The sequence below is a fragment of the Bosea sp. ANAM02 genome (assembly GCF_011764485.1).
Taxonomy (GTDB): Bacteria; Pseudomonadota; Alphaproteobacteria; order Rhizobiales; family Beijerinckiaceae; genus Allobosea.
Genome location: NZ_AP022849.1, coordinates 608,565 through 634,612, shown reverse-complemented (window position 1 = coordinate 634,612; position 26,048 = coordinate 608,565). Strand labels below are relative to the sequence as shown.

General features: G+C 63.2%; 27 protein-coding genes and 1 other RNA gene. 16 read left to right on the top strand and 12 right to left on the bottom strand.

Translation table 11 applies throughout. The features are described 5' to 3' along the window. The first annotated feature begins 85 nt into the window (after positions 1–85). Complete coding sequence (locus OCUBac02_RS26875) at positions 86–529, top strand: hypothetical protein (RefSeq protein WP_173051026.1); 444 nt, start codon at positions 86–88, stop codon at positions 527–529. Positions 530–534: 5 nt separating this feature from the next. Next, complete coding sequence (locus tag OCUBac02_RS26870; RefSeq protein WP_173051024.1) at positions 535–1,269, top strand: hypothetical protein; 735 nt, start codon at positions 535–537, stop codon at positions 1,267–1,269. A 6-nt stretch (positions 1,270–1,275) separates the two neighbouring features. On the opposite strand, the gene OCUBac02_RS26865 is transcribed toward OCUBac02_RS26870, so the two are convergent. Beyond that, positions 1,276–1,833: a hypothetical protein gene (locus tag OCUBac02_RS26865; RefSeq protein WP_173051022.1), complete on the bottom strand. Its 558-nt coding sequence runs from the start codon at positions 1,831–1,833 to the stop codon at positions 1,276–1,278. Positions 1,834–1,893: 60 nt separating this feature from the next. Continuing rightward, on the bottom strand, positions 1,894–2,385 hold the full coding sequence (locus OCUBac02_RS26860; RefSeq protein ID WP_244639308.1) for a DUF6283 family protein: 492 nt from the start codon (positions 2,383–2,385) through the stop codon (positions 1,894–1,896). 162 nt (positions 2,386–2,547) lie between these two features. On the opposite strand from OCUBac02_RS26860, the gene OCUBac02_RS26855 reads away from it, so the two are divergent. Continuing rightward, positions 2,548–3,255, top strand: coding sequence for a Clp protease/crotonase-like domain-containing protein (locus OCUBac02_RS26855; protein WP_173051020.1), 708 nt, complete (start codon positions 2,548–2,550; stop codon positions 3,253–3,255). Between the two features lie 3 nt (positions 3,256–3,258). Here OCUBac02_RS26855 and OCUBac02_RS26850 read toward each other — a convergent pair whose 3' ends face one another. The 3 genes from OCUBac02_RS26850 to OCUBac02_RS26840 all read right to left on the bottom strand — a co-directional run bounded on the left by OCUBac02_RS26850 (position 3,259) and on the right by OCUBac02_RS26840 (position 7,672). Then, positions 3,259–5,325: a putative bifunctional diguanylate cyclase/phosphodiesterase gene (locus OCUBac02_RS26850; protein WP_173051018.1), complete on the bottom strand. Its 2,067-nt coding sequence runs from the start codon at positions 5,323–5,325 to the stop codon at positions 3,259–3,261. Positions 5,326–5,662: 337 nt separating this feature from the next. Next, positions 5,663–6,550 carry a crotonase/enoyl-CoA hydratase family protein gene (locus tag OCUBac02_RS26845; RefSeq protein ID WP_173051016.1) on the bottom strand — a complete coding sequence of 296 codons (888 nt, stop codon included), beginning with the start codon at positions 6,548–6,550 and terminating at the stop codon, positions 5,663–5,665. 87 nt (positions 6,551–6,637) lie between these two features. Next, positions 6,638–7,672, bottom strand: coding sequence for a hypothetical protein (locus OCUBac02_RS26840; protein ID WP_173051014.1), 1,035 nt, complete (start codon positions 7,670–7,672; stop codon positions 6,638–6,640). Positions 7,673–7,787: 115 nt separating this feature from the next. Between OCUBac02_RS26840 and OCUBac02_RS26835 the strand changes: the two genes are divergently transcribed. After that, positions 7,788–8,192, top strand: a complete 405-nt coding sequence (locus tag OCUBac02_RS26835; RefSeq protein WP_173051012.1) for a hypothetical protein — start codon at positions 7,788–7,790, stop codon at positions 8,190–8,192. Between the two features lie 157 nt (positions 8,193–8,349). On the opposite strand, the gene OCUBac02_RS26830 is transcribed toward OCUBac02_RS26835, so the two are convergent. After that, entirely contained in the window at positions 8,350–8,649 is a 300-nt protein-coding gene (locus tag OCUBac02_RS26830) for a hypothetical protein (protein WP_173051010.1), read from the bottom strand. A gap of 193 nt (positions 8,650–8,842) precedes the next feature. Here OCUBac02_RS26830 and OCUBac02_RS26825 point away from each other — a divergent pair, with 193 nt between their 5' ends. Genes OCUBac02_RS26825 through OCUBac02_RS26805 form a run of 5 tightly spaced genes read left to right on the top strand, consistent with a single transcriptional unit; the run spans position 8,843 to position 14,329 of the window. After that, positions 8,843–10,510 carry an NAD+ synthase gene (locus tag OCUBac02_RS26825; protein ID WP_173051008.1) on the top strand — a complete coding sequence of 556 codons (1,668 nt, stop codon included), beginning with the start codon at positions 8,843–8,845 and terminating at the stop codon, positions 10,508–10,510. Between the two features lie 7 nt (positions 10,511–10,517). Next, on the top strand, positions 10,518–11,834 hold the full coding sequence (locus OCUBac02_RS26820; protein WP_173051006.1) for a nicotinate phosphoribosyltransferase: 1,317 nt from the start codon (positions 10,518–10,520) through the stop codon (positions 11,832–11,834). 2 nt (positions 11,835–11,836) lie between these two features. After that, positions 11,837–12,637, top strand: coding sequence for a hypothetical protein (locus tag OCUBac02_RS26815; RefSeq protein WP_173051004.1), 801 nt, complete (start codon positions 11,837–11,839; stop codon positions 12,635–12,637). Positions 12,638–12,671: 34 nt separating this feature from the next. Further along, the gene (locus tag OCUBac02_RS26810) at positions 12,672–13,364 is read left to right on the top strand and encodes an isochorismatase family protein (RefSeq protein ID WP_173051002.1); all 693 of its coding nucleotides are present in this window, start codon (positions 12,672–12,674) and stop codon (positions 13,362–13,364) included. After that, on the top strand, positions 13,364–14,329 hold the full coding sequence (locus OCUBac02_RS26805) for an NUDIX domain-containing protein (protein ID WP_173051000.1): 966 nt from the start codon (positions 13,364–13,366) through the stop codon (positions 14,327–14,329). Before OCUBac02_RS26810 ends, OCUBac02_RS26805 begins: the two co-directional genes overlap by 1 nt. On the opposite strand, the gene OCUBac02_RS26800 is transcribed toward OCUBac02_RS26805, so the two are convergent. Then, positions 14,326–15,183 (bottom strand): hypothetical protein, encoded by an 858-nt coding sequence (locus tag OCUBac02_RS26800; RefSeq protein ID WP_173050998.1) that lies wholly within the window; start codon positions 15,181–15,183, stop codon positions 14,326–14,328. The two genes, OCUBac02_RS26805 and OCUBac02_RS26800, sit on opposite strands and share 4 nt — an antisense overlap. A 177-nt stretch (positions 15,184–15,360) precedes the next feature. Here OCUBac02_RS26800 and ssrA point away from each other — a divergent pair. Together ssrA and OCUBac02_RS26790 are read left to right on the top strand one after the other, a co-directional pair. Further along, positions 15,361–15,720: a transfer-messenger RNA gene (gene ssrA / locus OCUBac02_RS26795) on the top strand. Positions 15,721–15,769: 49 nt separating this feature from the next. Beyond that, positions 15,770–17,326 carry a hypothetical protein gene (locus OCUBac02_RS26790; protein WP_173050995.1) on the top strand — a complete coding sequence of 519 codons (1,557 nt, stop codon included), beginning with the start codon at positions 15,770–15,772 and terminating at the stop codon, positions 17,324–17,326. Here OCUBac02_RS26790 and OCUBac02_RS26785 read toward each other — a convergent pair whose 3' ends face one another. Together OCUBac02_RS26785 and OCUBac02_RS26780 are read right to left on the bottom strand one after the other, a co-directional pair. Then, entirely contained in the window at positions 17,327–18,157 is an 831-nt protein-coding gene (locus OCUBac02_RS26785; protein WP_173050993.1) for a GIY-YIG nuclease family protein, read from the bottom strand. 36 nt (positions 18,158–18,193) lie between these two features. Continuing rightward, the gene (locus tag OCUBac02_RS26780; RefSeq protein WP_173050991.1) at positions 18,194–19,057 is read right to left on the bottom strand and encodes a hypothetical protein; all 864 of its coding nucleotides are present in this window, start codon (positions 19,055–19,057) and stop codon (positions 18,194–18,196) included. A gap of 330 nt (positions 19,058–19,387) precedes the next feature. Between OCUBac02_RS26780 and OCUBac02_RS26775 the strand changes: the two genes are divergently transcribed. Further along, positions 19,388–19,768, top strand: coding sequence for a hypothetical protein (locus tag OCUBac02_RS26775; protein ID WP_173050989.1), 381 nt, complete (start codon positions 19,388–19,390; stop codon positions 19,766–19,768). On the opposite strand, the gene OCUBac02_RS26770 is transcribed toward OCUBac02_RS26775, so the two are convergent. Both OCUBac02_RS26770 and OCUBac02_RS26765 read right to left on the bottom strand, forming a co-directional pair. Next, positions 19,765–20,472 carry a hypothetical protein gene (locus tag OCUBac02_RS26770; protein ID WP_173050988.1) on the bottom strand — a complete coding sequence of 236 codons (708 nt, stop codon included), beginning with the start codon at positions 20,470–20,472 and terminating at the stop codon, positions 19,765–19,767. The two genes, OCUBac02_RS26775 and OCUBac02_RS26770, sit on opposite strands and share 4 nt — an antisense overlap. Continuing rightward, positions 20,473–21,048, bottom strand: a complete 576-nt coding sequence (locus tag OCUBac02_RS26765) for a YqgE/AlgH family protein (RefSeq protein WP_173050985.1) — start codon at positions 21,046–21,048, stop codon at positions 20,473–20,475. 152 nt (positions 21,049–21,200) lie between these two features. On the opposite strand from OCUBac02_RS26765, the gene OCUBac02_RS26760 reads away from it, so the two are divergent. The 4 genes from OCUBac02_RS26760 to OCUBac02_RS26745 all read left to right on the top strand — a co-directional run bounded on the left by OCUBac02_RS26760 (position 21,201) and on the right by OCUBac02_RS26745 (position 24,032). Beyond that, positions 21,201–22,034 (top strand): metallophosphoesterase, encoded by an 834-nt coding sequence (locus OCUBac02_RS26760; protein WP_173050983.1) that lies wholly within the window; start codon positions 21,201–21,203, stop codon positions 22,032–22,034. After that, positions 22,027–22,980 (top strand): metallophosphoesterase, encoded by a 954-nt coding sequence (locus OCUBac02_RS26755; RefSeq protein ID WP_173050981.1) that lies wholly within the window; start codon positions 22,027–22,029, stop codon positions 22,978–22,980. Before OCUBac02_RS26760 ends, OCUBac02_RS26755 begins: the two co-directional genes overlap by 8 nt. 70 nt (positions 22,981–23,050) lie before the next feature. Beyond that, positions 23,051–23,545 carry a hypothetical protein gene (locus OCUBac02_RS26750; RefSeq protein WP_173050979.1) on the top strand — a complete coding sequence of 165 codons (495 nt, stop codon included), beginning with the start codon at positions 23,051–23,053 and terminating at the stop codon, positions 23,543–23,545. Between the two features lies 1 nt (position 23,546). Next, complete coding sequence (locus tag OCUBac02_RS26745) at positions 23,547–24,032, top strand: hypothetical protein (RefSeq protein ID WP_173050977.1); 486 nt, start codon at positions 23,547–23,549, stop codon at positions 24,030–24,032. Between the two features lie 12 nt (positions 24,033–24,044). Here the strand turns inward: OCUBac02_RS26745 and OCUBac02_RS26740 are convergent, their stop codons facing one another. Further along, positions 24,045–25,463, bottom strand: a complete 1,419-nt coding sequence (locus tag OCUBac02_RS26740) for an ATP-dependent metallopeptidase FtsH/Yme1/Tma family protein (RefSeq protein ID WP_173050975.1) — start codon at positions 25,461–25,463, stop codon at positions 24,045–24,047. Between the last annotated feature and the right edge of the window lie 585 nt (positions 25,464–26,048).

Sequence of the window (26,048 nt, the reverse complement as noted above, 5' to 3'; positions counted from 1 at the left end):
CACCGTTGTTCCTTACTGGTAATTCAAGAACCGTTGACCGACACCTTGATGCTGGTGATCATCCACGGGAAATCGAGGACAATCCATGGTCGAAGCAGGAATGGGCGGAGAAGATCTCGACGGTCTGGTGGAGGCGCCCGCCTCCGTCGTTGCGGTCGTGTCGCCGCCGACCATCTTCGTCAAGGACAACGAGCGGGCAACTGTCTATAGAGCGCTCGGCGCGATGCGGCTCGCCGGCATGCAATGGCACAAGGGCCTCGAGGCGCTCATCAAGGGTCACGAGGAGGCCCTACTCGACCGGGACGCGAAGGCCCCACGCGGCGTGCTGCTCCTGCTCAAGGCGTTCCACAAGTCTTCGCGCGACGGTGGAACGGAGACCATTTCCCAGGTCGTCAGCAGCTGCGCCGCGATCGAGGACACCGAGCATTTGATGGGCCAGGTGAAGCCGCACGAGCTCAGCGATCTGAGCCGTACTGAAGTCTTCACGTACTTCGAGGCTCTCGCCGCCGCCGCGGAACGCCGGAGCTGATATTGATGCGACAGATCGAGGTCTATCGTTCGGCTGAGGCACTGCTCGACCATCTGTCGCGCGAGCCGGTCGGCGCGGTCGGCATCATCGAGCGCGACACCGGATATCTCGTGGTCAGCCTCACCGCCTTCGGGCCCTCCGTGCGCAGTGGGAACGTCCGTTATACGGCGCGGCAGATTGCTATGCAGACGTTGAATGGAGACGCTCCGTCCGTTGCCTTCGCCCCCTCCGATTGGAGTTTGTTTTGCACGGTGTCGTCGCCGGACCTGGGCGAGTTCGTCATTCGCTGTGAGGCTCCCTCCAGCGGAAAGCCTGTCGGCCAGGTCATCGGGGCCTTCGAGGCCGCCGCAAAGGCGAAGGTGATCGAGAAGAACACGGCGGGAGCTGCCACAAGCCGGGTCATCGCCCGCGCACCGGTTGTGAAATCGCCCATTCGGCTTGGCGAGATCCTGATCCCCGCCATCTCAACGACCAAGAGCGGGAAGGCGATCGCCTGGCGTGCGGGGGCCGAGACGATCGCGACGCATCTGCTGCTCTCGCGCGATCCCAGTCCGGAGGAAATAAGCCTGGTCGCAGCGAGCAAGGGCATCGTGCGCGACTTCGTTCACTTCACCGCGGACCCAAGCCAGAGCAACTCCCGGTTCCAGGTGCTGTCGATTGAAGTGCCTAGCGCCTTCGCGATCGCCTTCCCCGACGGCAAGGTGCCGGTAGACGCCTTCCGAGGAGCGTCGGTCGCCTGATTTCACTCAGGGTCGGGGCGCAGACGGCACGAGTGAGCAGACCGAGCGGGGGTCGCTGGTCAGCTCGATGCCGATATCGGTCTGGCCGTGCTCGTGGCGGTCGCCCAGCTTTCGCGCGAGCATCAGGAAGCCGCGCTGCGGCCCTTCATACTGGTATTCCGACACGGCGGCGGTCTGCTCGCGGCGAACCGCTTCGATGAAGCCCGTGCGCGAGTAGACATTCAGAGGCTCGTCAGAATCGAAATAGGCGCCTCCGAACGCGTCGACCGCTTTGAAGGTGCCCTCGCCGCCAGCGGTGTTGATGTAGTGGGTCGGGATGCGGAAACGAATCCGTGCCCCCGGCCAGAGCGGAGCGCCTTTGGCGTCAGAGACGGGATATTTGCCGGCGTTGCCTGAGGCGCGAGGCGAGAAGGTCGTCTGCACATCGAAGGTATAGACGTCCAGGCCACCAGGAGCCTCGTCGCCGCGCTCGACGACTTTGCAGGCGCCGCCCTCGGCCTCTTCCCAGACGAGCACAGTATGGCCCGCAGGGGCGTTCTCGATGATGGTGGCGAAACGATGCATGTGCGGTCTCCTGCCTGGACCATGGCATGCGGCGGTGAAACCCACGACAGCCCGTAGGAGCTAGAGATCGCGCTCTCTCCTATGCGGGATCTCGTCAGCACCGCGGCAGCCGGCAATGGTCGCGTCTGCTGGATCGACACCGTTAGCGATCGCCATGGAGCGATAGCCCGCATACAGCTCGATCCCATCATCCGTCACATCGGCGGGATCAAAGCGCCCTTCGCGCATGGCCATCCGGATCGCCAGGTTGTGGTCCGCTCCACGAAGCAGGAAGCCGGCGCAGGTGCTGACCTTTTCCGCCCCTGACATGTGGCAGCTGAATTGCGATTGCGACATGTCATGAGCGGTGTCGGCGGAATGGCGATAAGCCTCGGCCGGGAATGCGCCCCGGGGAGCGTCCTTCCGCCACGGACATTCCTCGCAGGGACGCCGGCGATGGCGAAGCCGATCCGATGTGGGTGTGACGACGGTAACGACCTGATGGTCGGCATCGGCCTGACGGATCCGGGAAATGCGACCGCGGGCATTGCCCCGCCTGTTTTCGTCAATCAAAGGCACCACCACCGAACCGAAGGGCCACTACTCTACGCGGTCGCTCTCGACGTTCAAGCTGGGCGGGCGCGCGCGCCGTGGATGAAGGACTCGCAGGATTGGCCATTGTCAGATTCTGGATAGTCCGGTTAATCTTTCCTTAATGATCAGGAGAGACCGGTTATGAGCCACGCCTTTGAAGGAATGAACGAGCGCGGTCCTTTCGTCGGGACGCGTAAGCCGGCTCTCGTTCCTGTGGCTTCCGGGCGCAAAGCCACGGTCCTTTTCGATGAAGAGGCCGGTGCGCTCATCATCGCCAAGGGCTTCGCCGGCTTCGACGACGCCGACTGCCTTGCCGCGCTCGACGCCATGGAGCAGGCAGAAGGCTGGGTGTGGGACGGCCGGCTTCGCTACATCGTTTTCGACCTGGCGCATGAGCGAGCCAAGGAACCGGCGCGTCCGAGCCATTTCGACCAGCTCCTCTATGCCTACGCGAACCTGATCCTGCGCGCGCCGGTGATCTCGCTTGCTGTCGCGCGAGGCGACCTGTCCGGATCGGATCTGGAAATCGCGCTGGCGAGCAACGCGATCATCGCCTCGTCCACGGCTCGCTTTACGCTGCCGCGGAGCCTTGATGGCGTCGCTGGCAGGCTGTTGGCGGGAAAAATGCGTGAGGATCGGGCCGTCGCACTCATTGAGCGTGGCTCCTCGTACGCCGCGTCTGATCTCGTTTGCGAGCGCCTCGTAGCGGAGGTTCACGCGCCGGGCGATACGCTGGCGAAGGCGCGTCATTGGATGCACATGACAGGCCGCAAACATAACGCGGCCTATCTGATCTATCGGGCGCAGCGGGTGGTGAACCCGGTGCGCTGGAGTGCGCTGACGCAGTAAGCGTCAGGCAGCTTGGCCGAGCTTGATCACCCGGGGCTCGGCCAGCTTCGCTTGAAGATCGGCGATCGGGACCGGCTTCGAGAAGAAGTAGCCCTGCAGCTCGGTAACATGGAGCTTCTGCAGGATATCCATTTGAACGCGGGTCTCGACGCCCTCGGCGACCACCGTCTTCCCGAGCTCGCGGGCCAGCGAAACGATCGCCTTCACGATTGCCATTGACTCCGGCGTTTGGCCAAGCTTGTCGACGAAGGACTTGTCGATCTTGAGCTTGTGGAAGGGGATGCCGTGCAGCCGCGAGAGCGAGCTGTGACCGGTCCCGAAATCGTCCAGAGCCAAGCGCACGCCCATCGCACAGAGGCTGGATATAGCCTCACGGGTCGCCGGAGTATCGCTCATCATCAGAGACTCGGTGATCTCGCACTCCAGACGCTCGGGCGGCAGGCCAGAGGTCCGCAACGCGCTGAGGACGGCGCCGACCACGTCACCGCGCTTGAACTGGATGGGCGACAGGTTGACGGCCACCCGCGTGCCCTGAGGCCAGCTCATTGCATCCTTGCAGGCCTTGGCCAGAACCCAGTCGCCGATCGCTACGATTAGGCCGGTGTCCTCGGCGATCGGGATGAACTGAGCCGGGGAGATCAGGCCCTTATCCGGATGCCGCCAGCGGAGCAGAGCTTCGCAGGCGAGTATGCGCCCGCTAGATGCATCCACGAGGGGCTGATAGTGAAGCTCGAAGGCTCCGGACGCGACGGCGACCCGCAGGTCCATTTCGATCTCTCGCCGGCGCTGCGCGTCGGCGTCCATCTGCGGCTCGAAGCGAGCATACTGGCCGCGTCCGGCGTTCTTGGCATGGTAGAGAGCCATGTCTGCGCTGCGGATCAAGTCGTCGGCCGTCTCGCCGTCGCCGGGCCAGGACGCGATGCCGATGCTGGCGCCTACGACGAGGTGATGACCGTCGATCGCGTAGGACTCGCTGATGGCGTCGATCAGACGCTTCGCCAGCTGCTCCGGTGAGCTTCCGCTCTTGGTCTTCAGAACAACGAACTCGTCGCCGCCGAAGCGCGCCACCATGTCACCATGTGCGGCTTCGTGCAGTCGCTTGGCGACCTCGATCAGCAGCTTGTCGCCCATCGGATGGCCAAGGCTGTCGTTGATCTCCTTGAAGCCGTCCAGGTCGACATAGAGGACGGCGACATCGCCGCTGAGGCCGTTGTTCGCGTTCGAGAGCACGCGCTGGATCTCATCGCGGAAACGGAAGCGGTTGGGCAGGCCCGTCAGCGAACAGAAGTGAGCGAGGTGCTTGATCTCGCGCTCGGCCGCGCGCCGTTCGGAAATGTCGTCCACCACCACCACAGCACCACCTTCGGCACGCAGGGAGACGCGAAACTCGAAGATGCTGCCATCGGCAGTCAGAAGCTCGACCGGGGTCTGGCGGCCGCCTTCAAGCCGATCGCGTAGCTCCAGGCCGAAGCGACGGAGATCCTCGGTGCTGGCCTGCGTCGCTCCGCCGATCGCCTCCACAAAGCCGCCGATGGTCGCTCCGCTGGCAAGCTTGATCGTCGGGAAGTAGCAGCGCAGGCCAGCATTGATGACGACGACGCGGCCCGAGACGTCGAACATGCACAGCCCACCCCTCATGGTGTTCAGCGCATCGTCGAAGCGCGTCTTCTCGCGCTTGTGCAGCGCTGCGAGCTTCTGGACGGCCTGCGTCTGGACGAGAGCCCTGCGCAGCCCTGCATAGAGGGTTTTCGTGGTCGAGGAGACCGCGGCGAAGAACAACAGGATCATGCCCGACACGCCGAGCAGATAGGGCTCGCCGCTGCTCAGCAAGGATATCGCGAGCGGACCGCAGCAGAGCAGGACCTGCCCGCTCACGATCAATGGGCGCGCGCTGTTGCGGCCGGCGATGGCGCCGGCGCAGCCGACGGCCACGACGCTGCCGTAGAGCAGCGTGATCAGGTCGTTCCCTTCGTAGACGCCAAGGGCGCTGGTGACGCCGAGCGCGAGCATGAAGGTCCACGCCCCGGCGGCGTAGCGGAGCTCCCAGGCCGCGATCTCACGAAGGCGCATGTCATCGCCCCGGGGTTGCGACCGGTACCAGAACAAGATGACCGTCCGGAACGCGCAGGTTCCGAAGATCGCGGCGGTTGCCCAAAGAAAGATGGGATCACCTGAACGGAGCCAGGACACCAGGCCGACGGCGCTGCCGCAGACCATCCCGGCGACGAAGCTCGCATATGTGCCGTACAGGGCATCGACGAGCTGGGCATAGACCGCCTGCGGGAGCTTCTCTCGACGGGCGGCCCGGACAAACAGGTTCAAACTGAACGCCGACATAGGACCTCACATGTAGAAGTCCTTCGTCGCACAAATTCCTTCAAAAGAGTAAAGGATCGAGTTTCAAATTCTAAGGATCGACGGCGAGCTTCTTGACCTGCGTCGAAACAATCCTTCGCATGTGGCGCACGTCGACGTCCCTCGCGCCGAAGCATCCTTCGGCCCAGATATCGACCACCCTACGAAGTTCGTCATAGGTGACTTGCCATCGCTCCTGCCGATCGTCGCGGTCCTTCAGAAGCGCCCGGTAGATTGAGGTTGAAGCCTCGGAATTACCTAGGATTTCGAGCAGTTTAGCCGTGCCCTGCCCCCTCTCGGCGAGGTAGTCGACGACGCCGCGATCGAACATCTCCTCGGCCGTGTAAGGTCGACCATGAAACAGGATTTCCTCGGCCTCCGACGAGCCCAGCCTGCGGCTCAGGAAGGTAGTGCCGCCCATGCCCGGAAAGAGGTTGAAGGTGATCTCCGGCAGCCCGAGACGCACCCCTTTCTCGGCCAGAAGAAAGTTGTGGGCGAGCGCTGCTTCAAAGCCGCCGCCGAGCGCATCTCCCTCCACCAGGGCGAAGGTGATGACCGGATGGCCGAATCCATCCCAGACATCATGGATGATCTTGATGGCCCATCGGGCGTAATCGAACAGGACCTTTCGGTCCTGGCTTGCGATAGCGTCGGAGAAGTAGCCGAGATCCCCGCCCATGTTGAACATTCCGGGGATGGACGAGCCGATCACGACGTACCGGAGTTGCTCGCCGAGGCCGGCCGCATACAGCGCGCGGACGGAGTCGCCGAGGCACAGGAGATCGTTCATGATGCCGGGGGTGAAACTCGGAACGCTGTCAGCCTGCCAGCGGACGATGAGCGCCCTGGACTCCTCGATGAACCCGGAGGTCATGAGCTTGAAGGACCAGTTCGGAAAGTCCTCCGCCCGGTTGGTCTCATAGTCGACGCGGAATTCCACGAATCTCTCCTCGAAGCAGGGTATCGAGGAGTAGCACGCGGGCCCACGTCATCAAGAATTGACAGCGGGGTCCTTTCGTGGACCGGGTCAGGCGGTCACTTTCCGAATCTTTGGAGGGGCTGAGAGGTCCGGCGGCAAAGTGCCCATGCGGACGTGAGGAGACCACCAGAAAATACCACTTTTGCGAACCTTGAAGTGGCCCGTGACGTAGGCGGCGGTCATTTCGCGAACTGATGCGCCTGCTCGGGATGCCATTCGCTGGCGAGCTGCATTGAGCTTGATGCGTATCTCGTTATAGGCGCCGATCGGGGGCTTGTTCTTTTTCGCGCGCTGCTTGTTGAGCTTGTCAGGGGCGGCCACCGAGTTGATTTCGACCGCGTTGCGGCAGTTGAGGAGGATGAGCGTCGGCAGGATCGCGAGGTTGAACAGTCGACGGGCCTCCATTGCCTGACGTTCCCGGATCGCCTCGACCTGGTCGGAGCCCATCATCCTCTTCTGGCTCAAGCTCATCCGCGCGAGATCGGGATGCGGACGCCAGCGGAAGCGCACCTGCAGGTTATGGTAGCAGCGGCCTTCGAGGGGGCTCTTCGCGATCAAGGTCAGGTGTTCCTGCATCTTGCCGCTGATCGCCTCGGGACGCTCGGAAGAGAACGGATTGGGCGCGCTGCCATCGGGTAGCTCGACGTCGGCTAGGTCGAACACGCCTTGTGCCGGCGAGAGCTCGACAACCGTTTTGTCCCCGTATTGTTGCGCCATGATGTAGTCGACGAGCAGGTGGTCGCCTTGGTCTTCGATCAGGAAGCCGCTGCGAATGAGCTTCGTCGCAGTGTGGGGCGGACGGACATTGGTCGAGCCTAGGCCTGCCATTGAACGCTTGAGGTCCTCATTCGAGAATTCGATGAAGACGCGTGGGAACGGAAGCTTGGCGAAAGGCAACGCCGACAGCAGAGATGAGGGCTTGCTGAGAGCGACATTCGCCGCGAGCGCCATGGCATTGCTGTCGAGAACGTAGATGAAAGCCTTTTCCAGACGAGCCTTGACGGGTTCGAAGGCGTCCTGGGCCGGGTATCCATCCTCATAGACGAAATCCAGCTGCTGTTCCCGCAGCATGTCGACGAGCATTGACCACACCTCACTAACCGCCGCGCGTTTTAGCGCAGGCTGACCAGGTCAGCAAACCGGTAGCCGGTTTCGGGTTGCATCATCCACGGGTAGCCTCTGCGGGAAGGAGATCGACATGCTGCCACGTCACCACGGCCACTGGTCCATCGCGGACGAGCGGCTTGAAATGCTCGATTTCGAGCGCCTCCACATCATGGCCGAGCTATGCGAGCCCATCAGCCGCGCCGAAGGGACGCGTCTGGTCACGCTGGCCCAAGCCTCCGGGTGGGCTGAGATGGACAGCCTGATCGCGGACGAAGGCGCCGATGCCGCGCAAGAGCGTGAGGCGGCAGAGACGGCCCTGCCCTACCTGGAGCGAGTCTCGAAAAGCCTGGAGGTCTATCGCGAGGCATTCAAGCTTCGATCCGACACGCGCTTGTTCGTGTTGGAGGGGATCTGCGCGCGCATCGAGAAGGCCTACAAGGCTGGTCGAGAGGAGCGCCTGGCCGAGGCGCTGGTCCGCGGTCCTGGCGGCCCTTGAGCGCTATGGCTATCCACCGAATCCATAGTGGGATGGATTGTGGGACGTCCAAAGAATCGTGATGGTAATCCTTGAGACGGGTGCTCCTCCCCTTGCCCGTTTCGTTCCCCTCGACTTGGCCGGCCATCACCCGATGGCCGGCTCTTTCGTTACGGGGTCACGGAGTCGGCTGGCCAGGGGAGCGTTGGCCGATATCGTTGCCGTTGATCGATGCCGTCACTTCGGTGATCTCGGACGAGTTGTGCGCGAAGACCACGCGGAAAACGCCTGGCGTTGAAGGCGCATCGGGATCCTCGGGGTCGGCAAAGAACAGCGGACGCGTCCATTCGGCCGGCCCGGCGCCTGTCACGTATTCCCAACCGCTCTTGTCGTCGAGTTCGTACTCCGCGAAATCGTAGTTTTCGAACTCGGCGTCGGCGGCCTCGCGGCGTTCGTTTTCGATTTTCTGGAAGTCCATTGGGTTCTCCGGGGGTTGTTCGATCACGATGCGTGGGACACACGCATGGAACAACCGCAGAGGCGTATCGCTATGCCAGTTGACAGTTTCGGGTACTAGGCGTTGAATATTCATTGCCGCCGAGGTGGATCCATGAGGGTCACACCGACGCCGCACCAATCCATCCGCTCCGCGGGTGAGACTAGGATCGAGAATGACACGCAAGTTGAATCTTGTGCTGGCGCAGCTGAATCCGCGCGTCGGTGATCTCCGCAACAATGCCGACCGCGCGATCGAGGTGCTGAAGCAGCACACCGATGCGGATGTCATCGTCTTCCCGGAATGCTTCCTGACTGGCTATCCGATCGAGGACCACGTTCTCAGGCCGGCGTTCCTTGCGGCAACCGAGCGTGAGCTCGCACGGATCACTGAGGCGGTTGTGGCCGTCGGCGGCCCGGCCGTCATCATGGGTGCTCCCGAGGAGGGCCCGGCGCTTCCCTACAACGCCGCCTACTTCATCGGCCCCGACGGCTCCAAGAAGGTCGCCCGCAAGCGGGATAGGCCAAACGAGGGAGTCTTCGACGAAGTCCGCAACTTCGCCTGCGGCGATTTCCGCCCCCCCATTAAATTCCGCGGCGTCCGCATTGGTATCGGGATCTGCGAAGAAATGTGGCACCCCGCGGTGGCCCAGAATCTGGCTGGCGAACTGGCCGACGTCCTGATCTTCATCAACGGCAGCCCGTACACTCGTGGCAAGCACCGCGAGCAGCGGATGGCTCATGCCAAGGCCAGGGTTCGCGAGACCGGGCTGCCCCTCGTCTACCTGAACACGGTCGGCGGCCAGGACGAACTCGTCTTCGACGGCGCGAGCTTCGTCCTCGACGACAAGGGGCTTGTTCGGGCCCAGTTGCCCGCCTTCAAGGAGTCGATCGAGACAATCTCGGTCCCGTTCGGTGACGAGTTCCCGCACCAGGAACCCTACCCCGATGACGAGGTCGCAGACTACCTCGCCTGCGTTCTCGGGCTGCGCGATTATGTCAACAAGAGCGGCTTCAAGAGCGTGATCATCGGGATGTCCGGCGGAATCGACTCTGCCCTCGCCGGCACTATGGCCGTCGATGCACTCGGACCTGATCGTGTGAAGGCAGTGACCCTTCCCTCGAAGGTCACCTCTGGAGAGAATATCGGCGACGCCAAGCTGGTCTGCGAGCTCCTCGGGATCGAACTGGTCGAGATGCCGATCGCGGGGCCGGTCGAGGCTGTCGGCAAGATGCTCGGCATTCACGGCCGCGAGCAGCCGACTGTGACCGAGGAGAACATCCAGGCTCGCGTTCGGATGATCGCCCTGATGGCGCTCTCGAACGAGCACGGGCACATGCTCGTCACGACCGGCAACAAATCGGAAGGGGCCGTCGGCTACGCCACCCTGTATGGCGACATGGCTGGCGGCTTCAACCCGCTGAAGGACCTCTACAAGATGGAGGTCTGGAGCCTCGCCAAGCTGCGCAACGAGCGGCGCCCCGACGGTGTTCTGGGGCCGCTGGATCCGATCCCAGAGGCGATCATCAACAAGCCGCCAAGCGCTGAGCTCGCCGCTGGCCAAACCGATGAAGCGAAGCTCGGGCCCTACCGCATCCTGGACGAACTGCTGCGCGGCCTCGTCGACGAAGATCTCGACGCGGCCTCGGCCTTGGTTCGCGCCAAGGCGGTTCTGGGGGAAACGGATGATCGCTTCCTCACCCTCGACCACGCGCGCTTCGTCGGTCGGCTCGTGCGGCAGTCCGAATACAAGCGCCGGCAGGCGGCGCCCGGCCTGAAGATCGGGCCGAGGGCCTTCGGCCGCGATCGCCGCGCGCCGATCGTCAACGCCTTCGAGATGTGAGGATGCAATGAGCTACACCGATCTTGCGACCCGGGTCTACAATCACAGCTTCAAGCTCGACCCGGTGGTTCGTTCGCTCCTCGACACCGACTTCTACAAGCTGCTCATGCTGCAGATGATCTGGCGCCAGCATCGGGACGTGCCGGTCACGTTCGGGCTGATCAACCGATCGAAGAGCGTGCGTCTGGCTGACGATATCGACGAGGCGGAGCTGCGCGCGCAGCTCGATCATGCGCGGACCCTACGCTTCACGAAGGGCGAGCTGATCTATCTTGCCGGCAACACCTTCTACGGCGTGAAGCAGATCTTCGCGCCGGATTTCCTGGAGTGGCTCGCCGACTTCCAGCTGCCGGAGTACCAGCTAGAGCGCCGCGACGGGCAGTTCGAGCTGCGATTCGCCGGCCGCTGGTCGCAGACGACGATGTGGGAGATTCCCGCGCTCTCGATCATCAACGAGCTGCGCGCGCGCCACGCGATGAAAGGTATGGGGCGCTTCGAGCTCGACGTACTCTACGCCCGCGCCAAGTCGCGGCTCTGGGACAAGGTCGAGCGGCTGAAGGCGCTCAAGAACGAAGGATTGCTCAAGGTCGGCGACTTCGGTACCCGGCGCCGACACGGTTACCTCTGGCAGCGCTGGTGCTGTGAGGCGCTGGCCGAGGGCCTCGGGTCATCCTTCGTCGGCACGAGCAACGTCCATATCGCAATGCAGTCCGGGACCGAGGCGATCGGCACGAACGCGCACGAGTTGGCTATGGTCTACGCCGCCATGGCTGGCGAAAACGAAGAAGCGGTGCGTCAGTCGCGCTACCAGGTCCTTACCGACTGGGCGAAGATCTATTCCGGCAACCTTCTGGTGCTGCTGCCCGATGCCTATGGGACGACAGCGTTTCTGAGGGATGCGCCCGACTGGGTCGCGAAGTGGACCGGGGCCAGGCCTGATTCCAAGCCTCCGATCAAGGGCGGCCACGAGTTCATCCGATGGTGGCAGGAGCGCGGAGAAGATCCCCGCGAGAAGCTTCTGATCCTGTCCGACGGCATGGACATCGACTCGATCGAGGCAAGTTTCAGGCACTTCTCCGGGCGTGTGCGCGTCAGCTATGGCTGGGGCACAAATCTGACCAATGATTTCCGCGGCTGCGCCCCGGCGGGCGGCGACGGGCTGAACCCGATCTCCCTGGTGTGCAAGGTGATCGAGGCCGCCGGTCGCCCGGCCGTGAAGCTCTCTGACAATCTCGCGAAGGCCACCGGACCTGCCGACGAGGTCGAGCGCTACAAGGCAATTTTCGGAACAAAGGGGATGGCGGAAACCGCCGTCAGGGTGTGACCATGGCGCAGATCAATAACGAAGATCGGGTCTGCCTGGCGGTCGTGGACAGCCAGGTCCTCCACTACGGCCATCTCAGGCTGCTTCTTCAAATGCGGGCGACGGCGAAGCGGTGCCTAGTCGGCATCGGCAGCGTCAAGAAGTCGGGTCAGGAAGGGCATCCCTTCACGTTTGAAGAGCGGATGTCGATGATCGAGGCCATCTTCGGAGGGCCGCCGGAGAACACCGCTGGGTTCCGCTTCATACCGCTCGATGACATCGATGCCTCTGTCGATAACGATGACTGGTGCGCCTATGTCCTCGGCAAGATCCGCGGGCTGGGTTTGCCGGCACCCACGGACTATTTCTCCGGTAGCCGGATCGACGCGAAATGGTACGAGCCCGCCTTCGCGCGTCTCGGCGACGGCAACAGCAGCCGGGTCTTCGACTCGGCGCTGGCCACGGTCTACGAAGACGTCGACAGCGGGAAGCGCATCCATATCGTCGACCGCGACAAATCAGGCCTGCCACTGGGCCGGGAAATTAGGGCGCTGATCGAAAGGCGCGATGATGAGTGGCGGCGCTATGTCCCCGAGAGGCTGCACAGCTTCATCGAGTGGAATTATCCGCCGCATCTTCGGCAGGCCTTGCGAGGCACGGCGCCCCCGGAATCCAAACTGCCGGTGGGAACGCGTTTCAAGGCCGATGGCCTGGGCCGCGACGGCGAGGTGTTGGAGCTGAAGGACGACGGCAAGTGGCGCCCGCTTTCGAACCGCGATGAGAAGCGCGACTACGCGCGCTCGCGCCGCGGCGATCGTTGTTGAGGAGAAGGAGATGAACGCGATTACGAACCCGATGATGACGGCGATCGAGGGGACGGCGCCTCTGGTCATGTCGGCTCTGGATCTCAGCCGCGGCAAGATCGGTCTCATCGTCGTCGACGAGGTGCATGGTTTCTGCACGCCCGGCCGGGGCCCGCTGGCGCCGGCGGTTCCGAACCCGCAGATCGAGCGGATGATCGAGGAGACCGATCTACTCGCCCGCAGGATCGGTCCGAAGCTGGTCTTTCGGGACAGCCACACAGCTGAGCAGGACGAGAAGCCGTACCCGCCTCACTGTCTGGTCGGCACCGGCGATGACATGCTCGTCAGCCGTCTCGAATGGCTGGAAAATGATCCCGAGACGCTGGTGATGCCCAAGGAATGCATCAACGGAGTCATCGGCGGCATCAGGCCGGATGGGAGCAACATCGTATTCGACTGGGCGAAGAGCTCCGGCGTCGATACGTTGGTGCTGGTCGGGATCTGCACCGACATCTGTGTTCTGACAGCTGCTGTCAGCCTTCTGTCGGCGCGCACACGCGGCTTCATCGGCAAGGTCGACCAGATCATCGTGCACGAGCCGGCATGTGCCACCTATGACCTGCCGCTCGCTACCGCGGTGGAGCTTGGCCTGCCCGCCAGTTCGGCGCACCCGCAAGATCTCTTCCACCAGATGGGGCTCCTGATCATGCAGAACCAGGGCGCCATCATCACCGATCGGGTGCTCTGATGGTTGTATCGGTCATCGCCGAGCGCGTTCCATTCTGGAATCCGATCGCTGCCGCCTATCTTGCGGACGTGATCGCAGGCAGCGATCGGACGGTCATCCTGCTGAATGGCGCCGACCGGCCGATCTCGGCTCACCTGCAGCCGTTCACCGTCGACGTGCAGAAGGAGATGCTCACGCTTCTCTTCCCCCAGGAAGTCGCGGCAGGGGTCGTCGCGATTCAGGCGATCGACGATGACCCATACCTCGATGAAGCCCGTCGGCGTAGTGTGGAGGAAGCGCTTGATGCAGCAGGCGTGAAAGCGTCGGAAGCGCGTGGCGTCTGGTCGAGCGAGGCCGCGATGGACGAGGCGCGGGGGTTGCCGGACTTCGTCTTCGATGAGGTGCGCCGCGTGGAGAGCGTAGGCTCGACCGCCGACCTCTTCGGCGACCTCTCGCCAGCCCCGCTCCTCGCCCCCTTCCTGGATGATTGGCGTAGGTCAGACCGCTTCAGATACCTGCTGGGTGAGCACCAGGCCGCGGCGCGGTATCGCGCTGAGTGGGCGAATGCGCCCTACGAGCCGAGCTTCAACACCGCGGATGCGCTCATCGAGCACGAAGACGACGTGCTCTGCATCGTCCGAGATCGCTTCCCTTTCGAGGGCTTCCCGGCCTTGCCTGGAGGCTTCCAGGACCCACGGGAGCGCCTAAGGCGGACCTCCCTCCGGGAGGCGGGCGAGGAGGCTTCCATGACCCCGGAGATGATGGTCGAGTTCCTCGTCGGAAACGCGGTCTTCGACGAGCCAGATCGTGATCCTCGCGGACGCTTTGTCTCGCAGGTCTACCACTACCGGCTGAAGGGGCCACGACCGCCGGTGAAAGCGGGATCCGACGCCCGCTCCGTTCTATGGCTGCCGAAGAGTGAGATCGTGCCGGCAAAGATGGCTTTCGACCACGGCTTCGCAGTCCGCGAACTCCTCCAGCTCTAAGCCGACCTTGGTTCCTCGCCGGCGGCCCGCTTGGCGTAGGCGAGGAACACCTCACGGGTTATGACCGCCTCTGCGGAAGCGCCTGGCGCCAGAGGCTCAGACTGCGCGATCACCGTGTCGATCGTATCGACGATGGCATCACGAATGCGCAGCCGGTTGTCTGGAGACAGATCAGCGAGGATGTGGCGCATCTCGCCTGCATGCGGCTCAAGCGAGGCTGACGGGACGATATCGTCGTTGCCGAGGATGAACTTCAAGCTGTGGTAGCTGTCGCTGTAGTCGCCAGACGGGTCACAGCTACCGAGAATGAGCATCTCCGCAGCGTTGCGCAGCTCGATCGGCATCTCTTCGAACTGGGCAGGAAGCGTGGTTCGGCCAGCTTCGCGGGCCCGCTCAAGAACACCCGCCACGGCGTCGGCCGGGTTGGAGACGTAGCTCGTCATCGTTTCCACTACAGCCCGGCTATGGTCGTTCGCCGCGGGCCACGCCCCCAGGAACTGATGAAGGTTCTCTGCTGTCCGGGTCAGAACATGGCCGTGGGTGATCCGCTTCCCACCACTCCAATGGTGGAACGCATAGAGATAGGCTGGCATCGCCTGGGTCTCGGCGATGATGCGCCGACGCATGTGGGGCGCTTCGTCGAGCGTCTTCGCAGGAATCACCGAAAGGATATCGGCGTCGCGAACCTCGCCGCGCGCGTGGGACCGCCCTCCCCGCTGGGTCTCACGAGCGGAGGCGATATAGGTGCTGGACTGGGTTGCAGAGACACGCGTTCCGACGACGACATTCAAGCACTGAAGGTCAAATTCATCGCAGCCGGTGCGGATCAGATCCGCGGGCGAAAAACGCTTCATCAAACAATCCTCCGGACCTTAAAGCGCGGGGAGCAAAAGAAGTTCCAAGCCAGGGGGTGCAAAGGATTGCAAACGTTGGGGAATGCACGGTTTGGCCAGGACACATAGGGTCAAAAGTGGCGATTCCTTGTTCTGCACCATGGAACACGGCCCCGATCCGTGGACCGAAAGAGAGAAGACCTTGATGGTTGCCTCGAATTTCCTTATGTTGGGGGTGCCGCTTCAACGGCTACGACAGTAGACGGTCGGACATGATAGGTGCTCGGACATGGGTGCGATACCCATCGCCTCCACCATGAGTGCATCTCCCGGTGCATTGATGATGGGGGCGAAATAGGTTCGACGGGCGCTGACGAGTTCTTCTTGCTGTTCGGCATGGCTCCACCGTTATCGGGCTTTACGCATAGTTGCCAACGACAACCATGCTGCTGGGTACGCCGTCGCCGCGTGAGCGGTGCCGGTCCGGCGTTAAGTCCTGACGGGTAGCACCGTCAGGCGGGGCTTCGGGGCTGCGCCTGGCAACAGAAGCACCCCACTTTCGTTTCCACATGTTGTGCCTTTCATATCCTGCCGCGACGGTCTCGGGATGGAGAAGATCGACATGCCCCTGTCCCGTCCCGCGCATAAGCCCGCCACCCAGGTTGACCTGCAGCCCCTGCGCGAGCAGCTGCTCGCTGCCGACGTGAGCAGCAATGTCGATCTCTCGATTTTCGAGCGCGTTCTCAACTCGTTCGTTTTGGAGGCGATTGGGCCGAGCATCATCAGCGTTGCCCGTGGCGCAGCTCACGATCGCATGCGGGTCGGCGGCACGAGCATTCGTCGCGTCGATATGGGGCATCCCTTCAGCATCGCGCTCGCGATTGAGCACGACGGCTCGCCGAACGGCTACCTGGCTGTCGTGGACGTTCGTCCGCCTCTCGACACCTCCGCTTCGCACCTGGCCGAGCTCGATCGTCGCGCCAATCTCGTCACGCTACCCGAGGGAGAGCGCGAGCGCCGCGCGCGGCGCTTGATCGCGGAGATGACCATCGAAGAAGACCTGATCGAGGAATACAAGCGTTCGGGTTTCCCGTCCGATATGACCGGCGCCGAAGAGGCTGCCGATGTCGAGGAAGTCTTCTTCTATTCCTACGGCCGGCGTCCGGCCTATGAAGCGCCTGCGGAAGGTTGGGAGATGGAGCGCTTCCTGCGCCACGCTGCGGCACTGCGTGGCCGCCTCGATCCGAGCCTCGCCGACATCGTCAAGGCGCACGTGAACGGCCCTTCGGTCGGGTCTGCGATCACCTCGGCCCGTCCTTCGTACGAGAGCAACGGCGCCTGGTCCTTCACAGACGCCAATGTCGGCAGCGCGAAGGAATTCGCGGACGTCGTCTCTCTGCTGCGTCCGGTGATGGCTGCGACCATGGAGGATGCGAAGATCGCGGAGCGCGCGCTGGAGATCGGCAGTCGCTCCTACATCAACTATCGCGCTGACCCGGTGCAGTCCCTCGTCAGCCAGGTCGCGATGGCGACAGCCGCGAGCGAGGGCGGGATGCCAGGAACGGCAGCCCGCGCATTCCTGGATCAGTTGGAGTTCAGCGCGCATGCGTCGGGCCTTACAGAGCGTCTCGGCGCGCTGACCTCGATCATCGACTTTGCCCGCGAGAACGCCTCGGGCCGAGACCCCTTCGAAATCGAAGAACTCGACAACACCGTCAGCGTCTCATGCCGTCGCGATTGGGCCCTGGTAACCCTTCACTGCCAGAACGGCCAGTACCAGATCATGGCGTCGACGCGCGAGGGAACGATCACCTCGATCTCCATCGCGCGCTTCGGCCGTGATCCCAACGGGCACCTCGTGAGCTACGGGGATCCCGGCGCGCCCTCGCGTCTGCGTACGAGCGAGTTCCATCGCGACTACGCCAACAACCTCGACGGTTGCGCGCCACGAAGCGAGCGCGAGGTGGCCGGAAAGCTTCTAGTCGGTCTGACTGGCTTCCCGCATTTTCTGGGCACCTGGACCATCGAGGGCGGCGAGCTCAAGCTCTCGGAACCGTTCCTGAACGACGCGCGCGCCGTGACGGACCTCAACAACATCGACGTGTTGATAGCGAGCGCCGCCACTCTCCTCGAGGAGCGGACGCGGCTCGCGCCGGCGGCCTGATCAGTTACGATTGAGGCCCATCGCCCCGCTTTGCAGCTTGCGCTTCCAGAGGGACTCCTTTGCCAGGATGTCCTCTGGGAGAGAGCCGTCGCCGGCGACTTCCAGGATGGAAACGCGATAGTCGCTGGGGTCGCGGCTCTTGAGCCCGACATTGCCGCCATGCCCATCGCGGTAGGTGAGCCAGCGACCAAAGAAGCCATCAGCGCCTGTGGCCGAGCCCACATACTGCTCTTTGGTGCGTGGGCATGTGAGCAGGTAGACGCCTTTCACGGCCGAGAGCGCCGTCGACCAGGTTGCCGGCAATCGCTCGATCGATGACAGGTCGGCCATGAACTCCGTGAAGCCTGGGAATTCGGGCTCTCGGAATGATCGCCAGATCTCGGCTACGGCCTTTTCCTGAAAATCGGCGCGCTGAATCCAGGCTCGACCACCAAGGCCCCACTCGATCACCAGCCGGCCTTGCAGGTCCTCGAAGCGCGGATCCAGTTCGAGCGCATAGACGTCCCGCGTCCCTGCCGCATCAGTGCCTGGAGCGTGGGGCCAAGAAATGTCGGCCTCGTTGATCCCGCTGTACTGGCAGCGGTAGAGCCCGGCGAACAAGGTCTCGCCGGTGGAGGTCACGACGAAGGAGGCCCAGTATGGGGCTTGCAGCTTCGCGCGGTTCGAGAAGGTCTGGACGCGCTGGTACTCATCAAACGCCGGCCGATTATCACGCCAGAGTTCGTACGGGCTTCGTCCCTTGATGGAGCGGTTGTCCTGATGACGAAGCAAACGGACTGACGAAGGCTCTATGCCCGCGTCCTGCAGAAGCATGTTGAAGCGGAAAGGCATCGCATCCCCCGGGCCGAGGACGCGATCGTACCCGCGTCAGGGCTTCATATCGAGCGTGCCGAGCTCGATTTCCCCGACATAGCGGTCGACTCGCGCGAGAGCCCTGAGCTTCTCCTCCTCGAACCAGGCTCCGCCGAGATCATGCTTCGTGCGGTCGGTGGTGATCTGTTGCAGCGCTTCGCGCAGCTTGAGAGAGAGCTCGCCAAGGCTTGCGAACGGATCGGTACGCAGCTTGTGCTCCAGCGCGTATGTCTCGTCGCGAAGGCCTGCAAATGCGACGAAGTACGGGGCATCCAGCAGAGCGAGGCGATCAGCCATGGTGCGGCTGACCTCGCGGGCCGTTGCAAGAAGTAGCTCGGGCTCAAAGCGATGCTGAACGGCTTCGGGGATCAGGATCTCGATCAAATCTGGCTCGCGAAAGCCTTTGGCGCGGCCGATCCGTTCCGCGTGCAGCTCTTTGATGAGGTCGAGCTCGTCGAGTCGGAATGACTGGAACGCCGGCCGGCGGTCAGAGCCCTCGATCACCCGCACGCTCGGATAGTCCCGTTCCATGTCGGCGGCGAGAAAGGGCTCTTCGACGACATCCCACTGGACGCCATCGACGAACATCATCTCGGAAGCGGCGCTCCGGACCTTGCGTTCGACCTCTTCCCGATCGGTGTGATGGACTTCCTGGATATCGAGCTCGCGTTCGAGAATGCGATCGGAATGTCTGGAGGTCGGGTTGAGTTCGTGGCTGGTGCCGTCGAGCGATGCGACGAAAACCTCCAGCGTCACCGGCTTCTCGCGCAGGAGAGCTTTCGCCCAGAGCTTGCTGTCCCGCCAGCGGTAGGTCTGATCAACCGGACGTGCCCATTGATCCTTGACCCGGAACGCCACCGGGGCGTCCTGCGCCGACACCTCTGCGATTTCGACTGGGATCTCTGCCCGAAAGCAGTCGATCGAGGTCGATCGCTTCCGCTTGTAGCGAACGGTCGCCTCATAGGTGAAGGGAACTGAAAGGATCGGCATGGGACATCCACGAAGGCGTTGGTTGCTCTCGATGCTAGGTCGAGACGACGCAAGGCAGGAGCGCCCGTCCACGGGCAAGTCGTCCCCGTCGATTGACCCGTCCAGCACCCGCCGGGACACTGCGAACCACTCTCGATTTCAGGACATATCGTTGTGAGCATTTCTCTGTTCCAGGCCATCAATCACCTGATCCAGGTGTCGCGCGGCACCGTCGCTCCCGTGAGCGCGCCGCGCATTGTCTATTTTGCGCATATGCAATTCATGGGTCAGACCGAAGGTGGCATTCTGGTCGACGACCGCTTTTTCGCCATGCCTGGCGGCCCGGGTTCGCAGGCACTGCAGGCGGAGCTCAACAAGCGTGGCACCCTTCCGCTGCGCCAGCCGCTGCCGGCGCAAGCCTATCCGCAGTTCAAGCTGCGCTCGGAGCTCGGCGCCATCGAGAATGCCTGGGCCCGGCTCGGGTCCTTATCGGAGGCCGATATTGCCAACGCAGTTCGCGGCGATAAGACGGCCTGGGCGAGGGCCTATGATCGCAATCGCGTCGTCGCGATATCTGATCGGGCCATCTTCGAGGAGTTCCTCTGGCTGCACGACGCCTAAGCCGGCGCCATCTCCGGCGGCAGGAACCCGAGCTCGATCGCATCGCGCATAAGCGATCGCAGGTGCATGCGATCGAACACTTCCCCCATCAGCGATGATTTGGGCCTCTCCTCGGGCGAGGTCATCTCCGGCAGACGCGAGGCGAACCAACGGGCGACCGCAACGCGGCAGATCTGCTCGAAATCGTCCTCGTCGGTCTCATCGCCGGCGTCGGGGATCGTCAGACCGGCGAGGCGTGCCCGGAGATAGAGGTGCCGCCGGCGCCGGTTCACATCGGGCGCGTCATCCGCGCGTTGACGCGTTCCACCCATCTGCAGCAGGGATAGCTCCGTCGCGCTGAGCGGGGCGCGCCATGCCCCGATCTCGTAGATCGACTTGAAGGCCGTCCTGAAGGATCCGCAACGCAGGCATTTCGCACCGCCATTAGTGTAGCCGCGGCGCCCCCATCGATGGGGCCGGCAGGCGGCCTCCTTCTCGAAGCGGCTGAATGCGTCGGCTTCCGCTTCCTCGATCGATTTTCCTTCGCCGCGAATGAAGCCGCCGCCGGCGGGCATCGCCTCGAAGAACGCTGTCGAATAGGAGCCACCCTTATCGTCCGCGCGCAGCACCACGCCTCGCCCGCCCCACTGGACGTAGGTATCCGACGGCCAGTCTTTCAGCGGCTGCCAGGCATCCTGCCTGTGGTTGCGGGCGATGATCGGCATTCAGGCAAAGCCGGGCGCAGAAATGCGGGTCGCGGCGTTCAAGCCGAGTTGCGCCAGCGCCATAGCGTACTGCTCCTCAGGGTTGGCACCGAAGACGATTTCGGGCTCCCCGGGGCAGACGAGCCAGTCGCCCTCGAAGATCTCCTTCGTCACCGCGCCAGGCGACCAGGCACGGCTGCCAATGGCAAAGAGGACACGTCGCGGTCCGCTGCGTCGACCGATCGCGCGCAGCAGGTCCGGGGTGCGCGTCAGAGAGATCATCTCGCTGATCTTCTGTGTCTGATCAGGCAGGAAGACGTCGCTCGAATGCAGGATGAAGCCACGGCGGCCGTCATTGTCCCCGCCATGAAGGACCGGAATGCGCTTGGTCTCATCGGGGAGGATGAGGCTCTCTTCCGGGGTGATGATCTCCTGCTGAAGGAGGACCTGGCTGAAGTCGAGTTCGGGGACGGGGTTGCCCAGTCTTAGGCCGAACGCCGTGTGATCCGCATCGGCATGCTCGCAGACGTAGACGATGTTCCTGGACGTGCCGCCAGGAGGCGATACCAGCAGATGGCCGGCCAGGTTGGTGATCACAGGGGTACGACCGCGGGGCATCGGGCTTTCAAGAATCTATCGGGGGATCGTCAATGGATCGATGATTGCAGCTTTCAGGATACCGCGCCACCGTGGATTGAAGCCGGATTCCTTTCTCGGCTCGTTCGATTCCATCAAGCGGTGACGTGAAAATGCTGAAGCGACTGCCGAAGCCGGCTGTGAAGCGGCTGCCCCTCAATACCAAGGGGAAGGATCTGATCGTCGGCGACATCCATGGCATGTTCGATCTTGTCCTGCGCGCAATGGAAAAGATGAACTTCGATCAATCACGCGATCGCTTGATCTCTGTGGGCGACCTGATCGACCGCGGCCCGGGCTCGCACCGGACAGCAAAGTTCCTGTCGTGCTCGTTCGTAGAGGCTGTCCTCGGCAATCATGAGGGCATGCTCCTCGAAGCATATCAGGGCGGAGATGCACACCCCGCCGTGCTGGAATTTCTGCATAGTCGGAACGGCTTCGAATGGTGGAGAGACACCCCCGACGAGCTGCGTTCGGACATTCTCGATGCTCTCTGGAAACTACCTCTCGCGTTGGAGATCGAAACCGACCGCGGCCTGGTCGGCGTTGTGCACGCCGATGTTCCCAGGGGTATGAGCTGGCAGGCCTTCACAGGGGCCCTGGAGGCCGGCGACGCGGACGTGGCCGAATGCGCGCTCTGGGGCAGGGATCGCATTCACAAGCTCGATGAGAGCGGGGTTCAAGGCATCGGGCGCATTTATGTCGGGCACACGCCTCTGCGGCGCGTTGCGAAGCTCGGTAATGTCGTTGCGCTCGATACGGGGGGCGTGTTTGGGCTCGGGCGCGAGGAAGGCGCGCTGACGGCTCTGGACATCGCGACGGGGACGATGGAGATACGCACCGTGCATTCGATGATGCGTCCTGACGACCTCGTCTTCTCCGGCCCCGTCGGCGACGCACCCGACACGGCTTTCTCGTTCGAATCGGTGGGCATGCGCCATGGCTGACAGGCTTTTCATCGGTGACATCCACGGCCACGCTGACGAGCTCGAAGCGCTGCTGGCGGAGAACGGCTTCCAGCACGCCGGCGGCGCATGGCGGCATCCATCGATGATCGCGGTGTTCTGCGGGGACTATATCGACCGGGGGCCGCGCCAGCTCGACGTCGTCGATATCGTTCGGAGGATGGTGGATGCCGGAAGCGCCGCCGCCATCCAAGGCAACCACGAGTTCAACGCTGTGGCTTGGGCGACGGAGATCCCGGACGAGCCCGGCCGGCACTTCCGCGTGCGTGGGACGAAGAATCGTGCGCAGCATGCCGCCTTCCTCGATGCGGTCGGCAACGACAGCGAGCAGCACAAGGAGATCGTCTCCTGGTTCCGCTCGCTGCCTCTCTGGGTCGAATTCGATGGCGCCGTCGCCATCCATGCATGCTGGCATCGCGATTTGCAGGCGGAGCTGTCGGGCCTCACCGACGCGAACCACGTCCTGACCGAAGAAGGCTGGTTCCAGGCGCTCACGAAGGGAGCCAGGGCCTACGAGATCACGGAGACCTTGCTGAAGGGCCCAGAGGTCGCGCTGCCGCCCGGCGTTACCTTCTTCGACAAGGATGGGCACGAGAGGAAGAACACCCGCGTCCGCTGGTGGGATAACGAGGCGACCACATTCCGCTCGGCCGCGATCGTCGACGAGGAAACGGCTGCCTTCCTGCCGGACGAGGCTCTCGGATCCGACTGGCTCGCGGATCTCGGCGAGGAGCGGCTCGTGTTCTTCGGTCACTACTGGATGGCGGGCGAGCCGCGCATCCTGCATCCGCGGCGCACCTGCCTCGACTTCTCGGTGGCCAAAGCCGGGCACCTGGCTGCCTATCGGCACGAAGGCGAGACCGAGCTCGATCCGGAGCACCTGGTTTGGGCGGGAAAGCCAGTACCGGGGTTGCGCCCGGCCGGCTAGCGCTGCGGGTACTGTCGATTTGAAGGAATGGGTTTCCGGTCCTTGAAGGTATGCCTGTTATGACGGATGGATGAAGATCCTCATGCTGTCCGCCGCACTCCTCCTCGCTGCCGTCGCTGCTCAAGCGCAGACCGCCCTCATGCCTAGCCCTGGGGCCATCAAGATGGGAGTGGGCGTCGGAGGCGGCATTCTCGCGTACAAGGCTGCCAAGGCCTGCCTCGACCACAAGATCAGCTGCGCGGTTGCGATCGGCGGGGGCGCGGCGCTGGTCCACAAGTTCAAGAAGGATGCAGGGCTACCGCCGCCGGGTGATTGCGGCCCGGAGCAGTTTCGTCGGTTGAACGCTGAAGTGGAGCGAGCATGTAAAAGCCCGACGCCCTTGCGGTGCCTGAGGACTGACAGTGCCGCTATCCTTGAGAATAAGGCGGACAAGTTTCGCTTCTGCGCGGTGGCTCGATCCCGTCGAGAAACATTATGTTTTCGCGGTGGAGATAAGAATCACAAGACGCAAATCAATCAGGTCAATAATGCCTACAGGAATTGCGTCGAATTGGCGGGGATTTGAGATGAAGAGCCTGATCGACATCGTGTCCGACGCATTTCCTCCGGAGTTGTCGTATGGAGCAGTTCCGATCGAGGAGCTCTATGAATTCTACAGCATGGAATCGCTGGGTCGTCCGGTCGCAAACTGGACTGAGATCACCGAGGAGGATCTCAGGCATGGCCATTTCGGGGCGCTTTTGCAGATGATGCTGGATGGAACGTTCGTCAATTGGCTGCCCGCCTGGCTGGTGATGGTGCCGGCCTGTGGCGGAGAGGTTCGGAAAGCGCTCGCTGCGTTCAGCGGGTGTCTCTCGCCGCGTGCGAGTGCTGAACTAGGCGAAGCTGATCGGTTGGCGGAGCGCGTCTCTTGGCTGAATTCAGCTCAGAGGAAAGCCGTCGCTGCCGCCGGGCGAGAGCTCGCTGGGAAACACATCGAGTTCTTCGGCTTCGACGCAGGCTCAGACATCGCAGAAGCCTGGGAGCGATACGCGTCCGAGGCACCAGCCTGATCGCCTGGTGCCTCAAGCGGCAGCGCTGACTGCGGGACTGCTCTCGGCAACGATCCGGCGGATCTCGTCTCCATCGAGCGTGTCTTCCTCTCGGAACCGAGCGCAGAGCCGATCCAGCGCGGGCTTGTTCGCCAGCAGGAGCTCCTTCGCGCGCTCATAGCTGGCGCGGATGATCTCCTCGACCTCTTCGTCGACGCGGCGCTTGGTCTCCTCGGAGAGCGGACGCGACGAGCCGACGCGGCTCGCCATGCTCGATCCCATGCCGTACCTCGCGACCATGTCAAAGGCGGTCGTTGTTGCTAGGTCGCTGTCCGAGGTGGCCCCGCTGGTGACCATGTCGGCGCCGAAGAAAATTTCCTCCGCCGCGCGGCCTGCAAGCAGCATGACGAGCTCGGACAGGAACTTGGTCCGAGTTACCAATACGCGGTCCTTCAGGGGCATCGTGGCGATGTGGCCCAGCGAACGTCCGCGGGGCGTCACGGTGCCCTTGTGAATGGGGTCACAGGCCGGCAGGAGCACGTTCGCCAGGGCATGCCCGCTCTCGTGCACGATGATGGTCTCCAGCTCGGCTGGGTCGATCATCAAGGTGCCGCGCGTCCCTCCGAGAATCTTGTTGTCGCGGGCCTGGTCGAAGTCCGCCATGGTGACCTGGTGCGCAGAGCGCTTCCCAGCGAGGATCGCTGCCTCGTTGACCAGGATGGCAAGATCCGCGCCCGAGAAACCGGAGGTGCCGCGCGCGATCGTGGCGAAGTCGACGTCGTCGGCGAGCTCGACGTCGCGGCTGGCGACCTTCAGGATCTCGGTGCGCGCTTTCTGATCCGGGGACGGCACAATGACGTGCATGTCGAAGCGGCCGGCGCGAATGAGGGCCGGATCGAGCACTTCGACGCGGTTCGTGGCCCCGATGATGACGATGCCGCTCCCGGAGGTCAGGCCATCCAACTGCGTCAGGAGCTCGTTGAGCGTGTTGGCGGAGTCGTTCTCGACAGAGGAGGAGCTCGATGAACGCTTTTTGCCGAGGCTGTCGATCTCGTCGATGAACAGAATGGCCGGGGCCGCCTTCCGCAGCTTCTTGAACATCGAACGAACGCGTGCCGCGCCCACGCCGGCGAACATCTCCTGGAACTGCGAGCCCGAGCAGGCCATGAACGGGACACCCGCCTCGCCGGCGACGGCCTTCGCGAGCAGCGTCTTTCCGTTGCCAGGATCACCGACAAGGAGGACGCCGTTGCGCGGCTTGGCGCCGACCGCCTCGAACCTGGATGGGTCGCGTAGGTAGTCGACGATGTCCTTGAGCGCTTCCTTGCCGTCGTCAGCGCCCGCGACGTGCTGGAAGAGGATGCGATCCTTGATGTCGCGGGGCTTCACGAAGTCCGCGATCGCCATCTTGCTTCGCGCGGTCCGCAGCAGCCAGACGACCAGGCCGGCCATCAGGAAGAGCCCGAGGCCCTGCACGACGACGCTGAAGATCGAGAGCGAAAGGTTCAGGGTCGACTGATCGGGAGCCTGGAATTCGATGTTGACGCCGGCCTTGGCGAGCTCGGTCGCCCAGGTCTGGTTCAGCGGCATCGTCGCAGCCGCCCGGGCGCCTTCTCGGGTCTCGACCACGGCCTGACGCTCTCCCAGGACCACGATGGTCTTCAGCTTGCCTTCCTGTCCGAGGCGCATCACGTCGCCGAAGGTCATCTGACCATCCGTTGGGCCAACTGCAAACGCCAGCGGTGCCGGGGCCAATGCAAGCAGCAGCGCGGCAATCTTGAGGAAGCGAAGGATCATGCGATGGACCGGCGATTCAATTGTTGAACGCACCAAGGATCGCACGCCGGTTGAAGCCGTTAAAGGTTTATCAATTAAAATGCCGTGGATGCGTTAACGCCGCAGCCGGCAACGACGGAGAGAGGCGCAGCGCAATTGCAGGCGAGCCACGCTCCGGTTTGCCTGCCCCTCAAGGTGCGAGCATGAAACGCCGCTCGCAAAGCTTGTTGTCGGCCACCCCAGTTCGAAGGAGCGGCATTG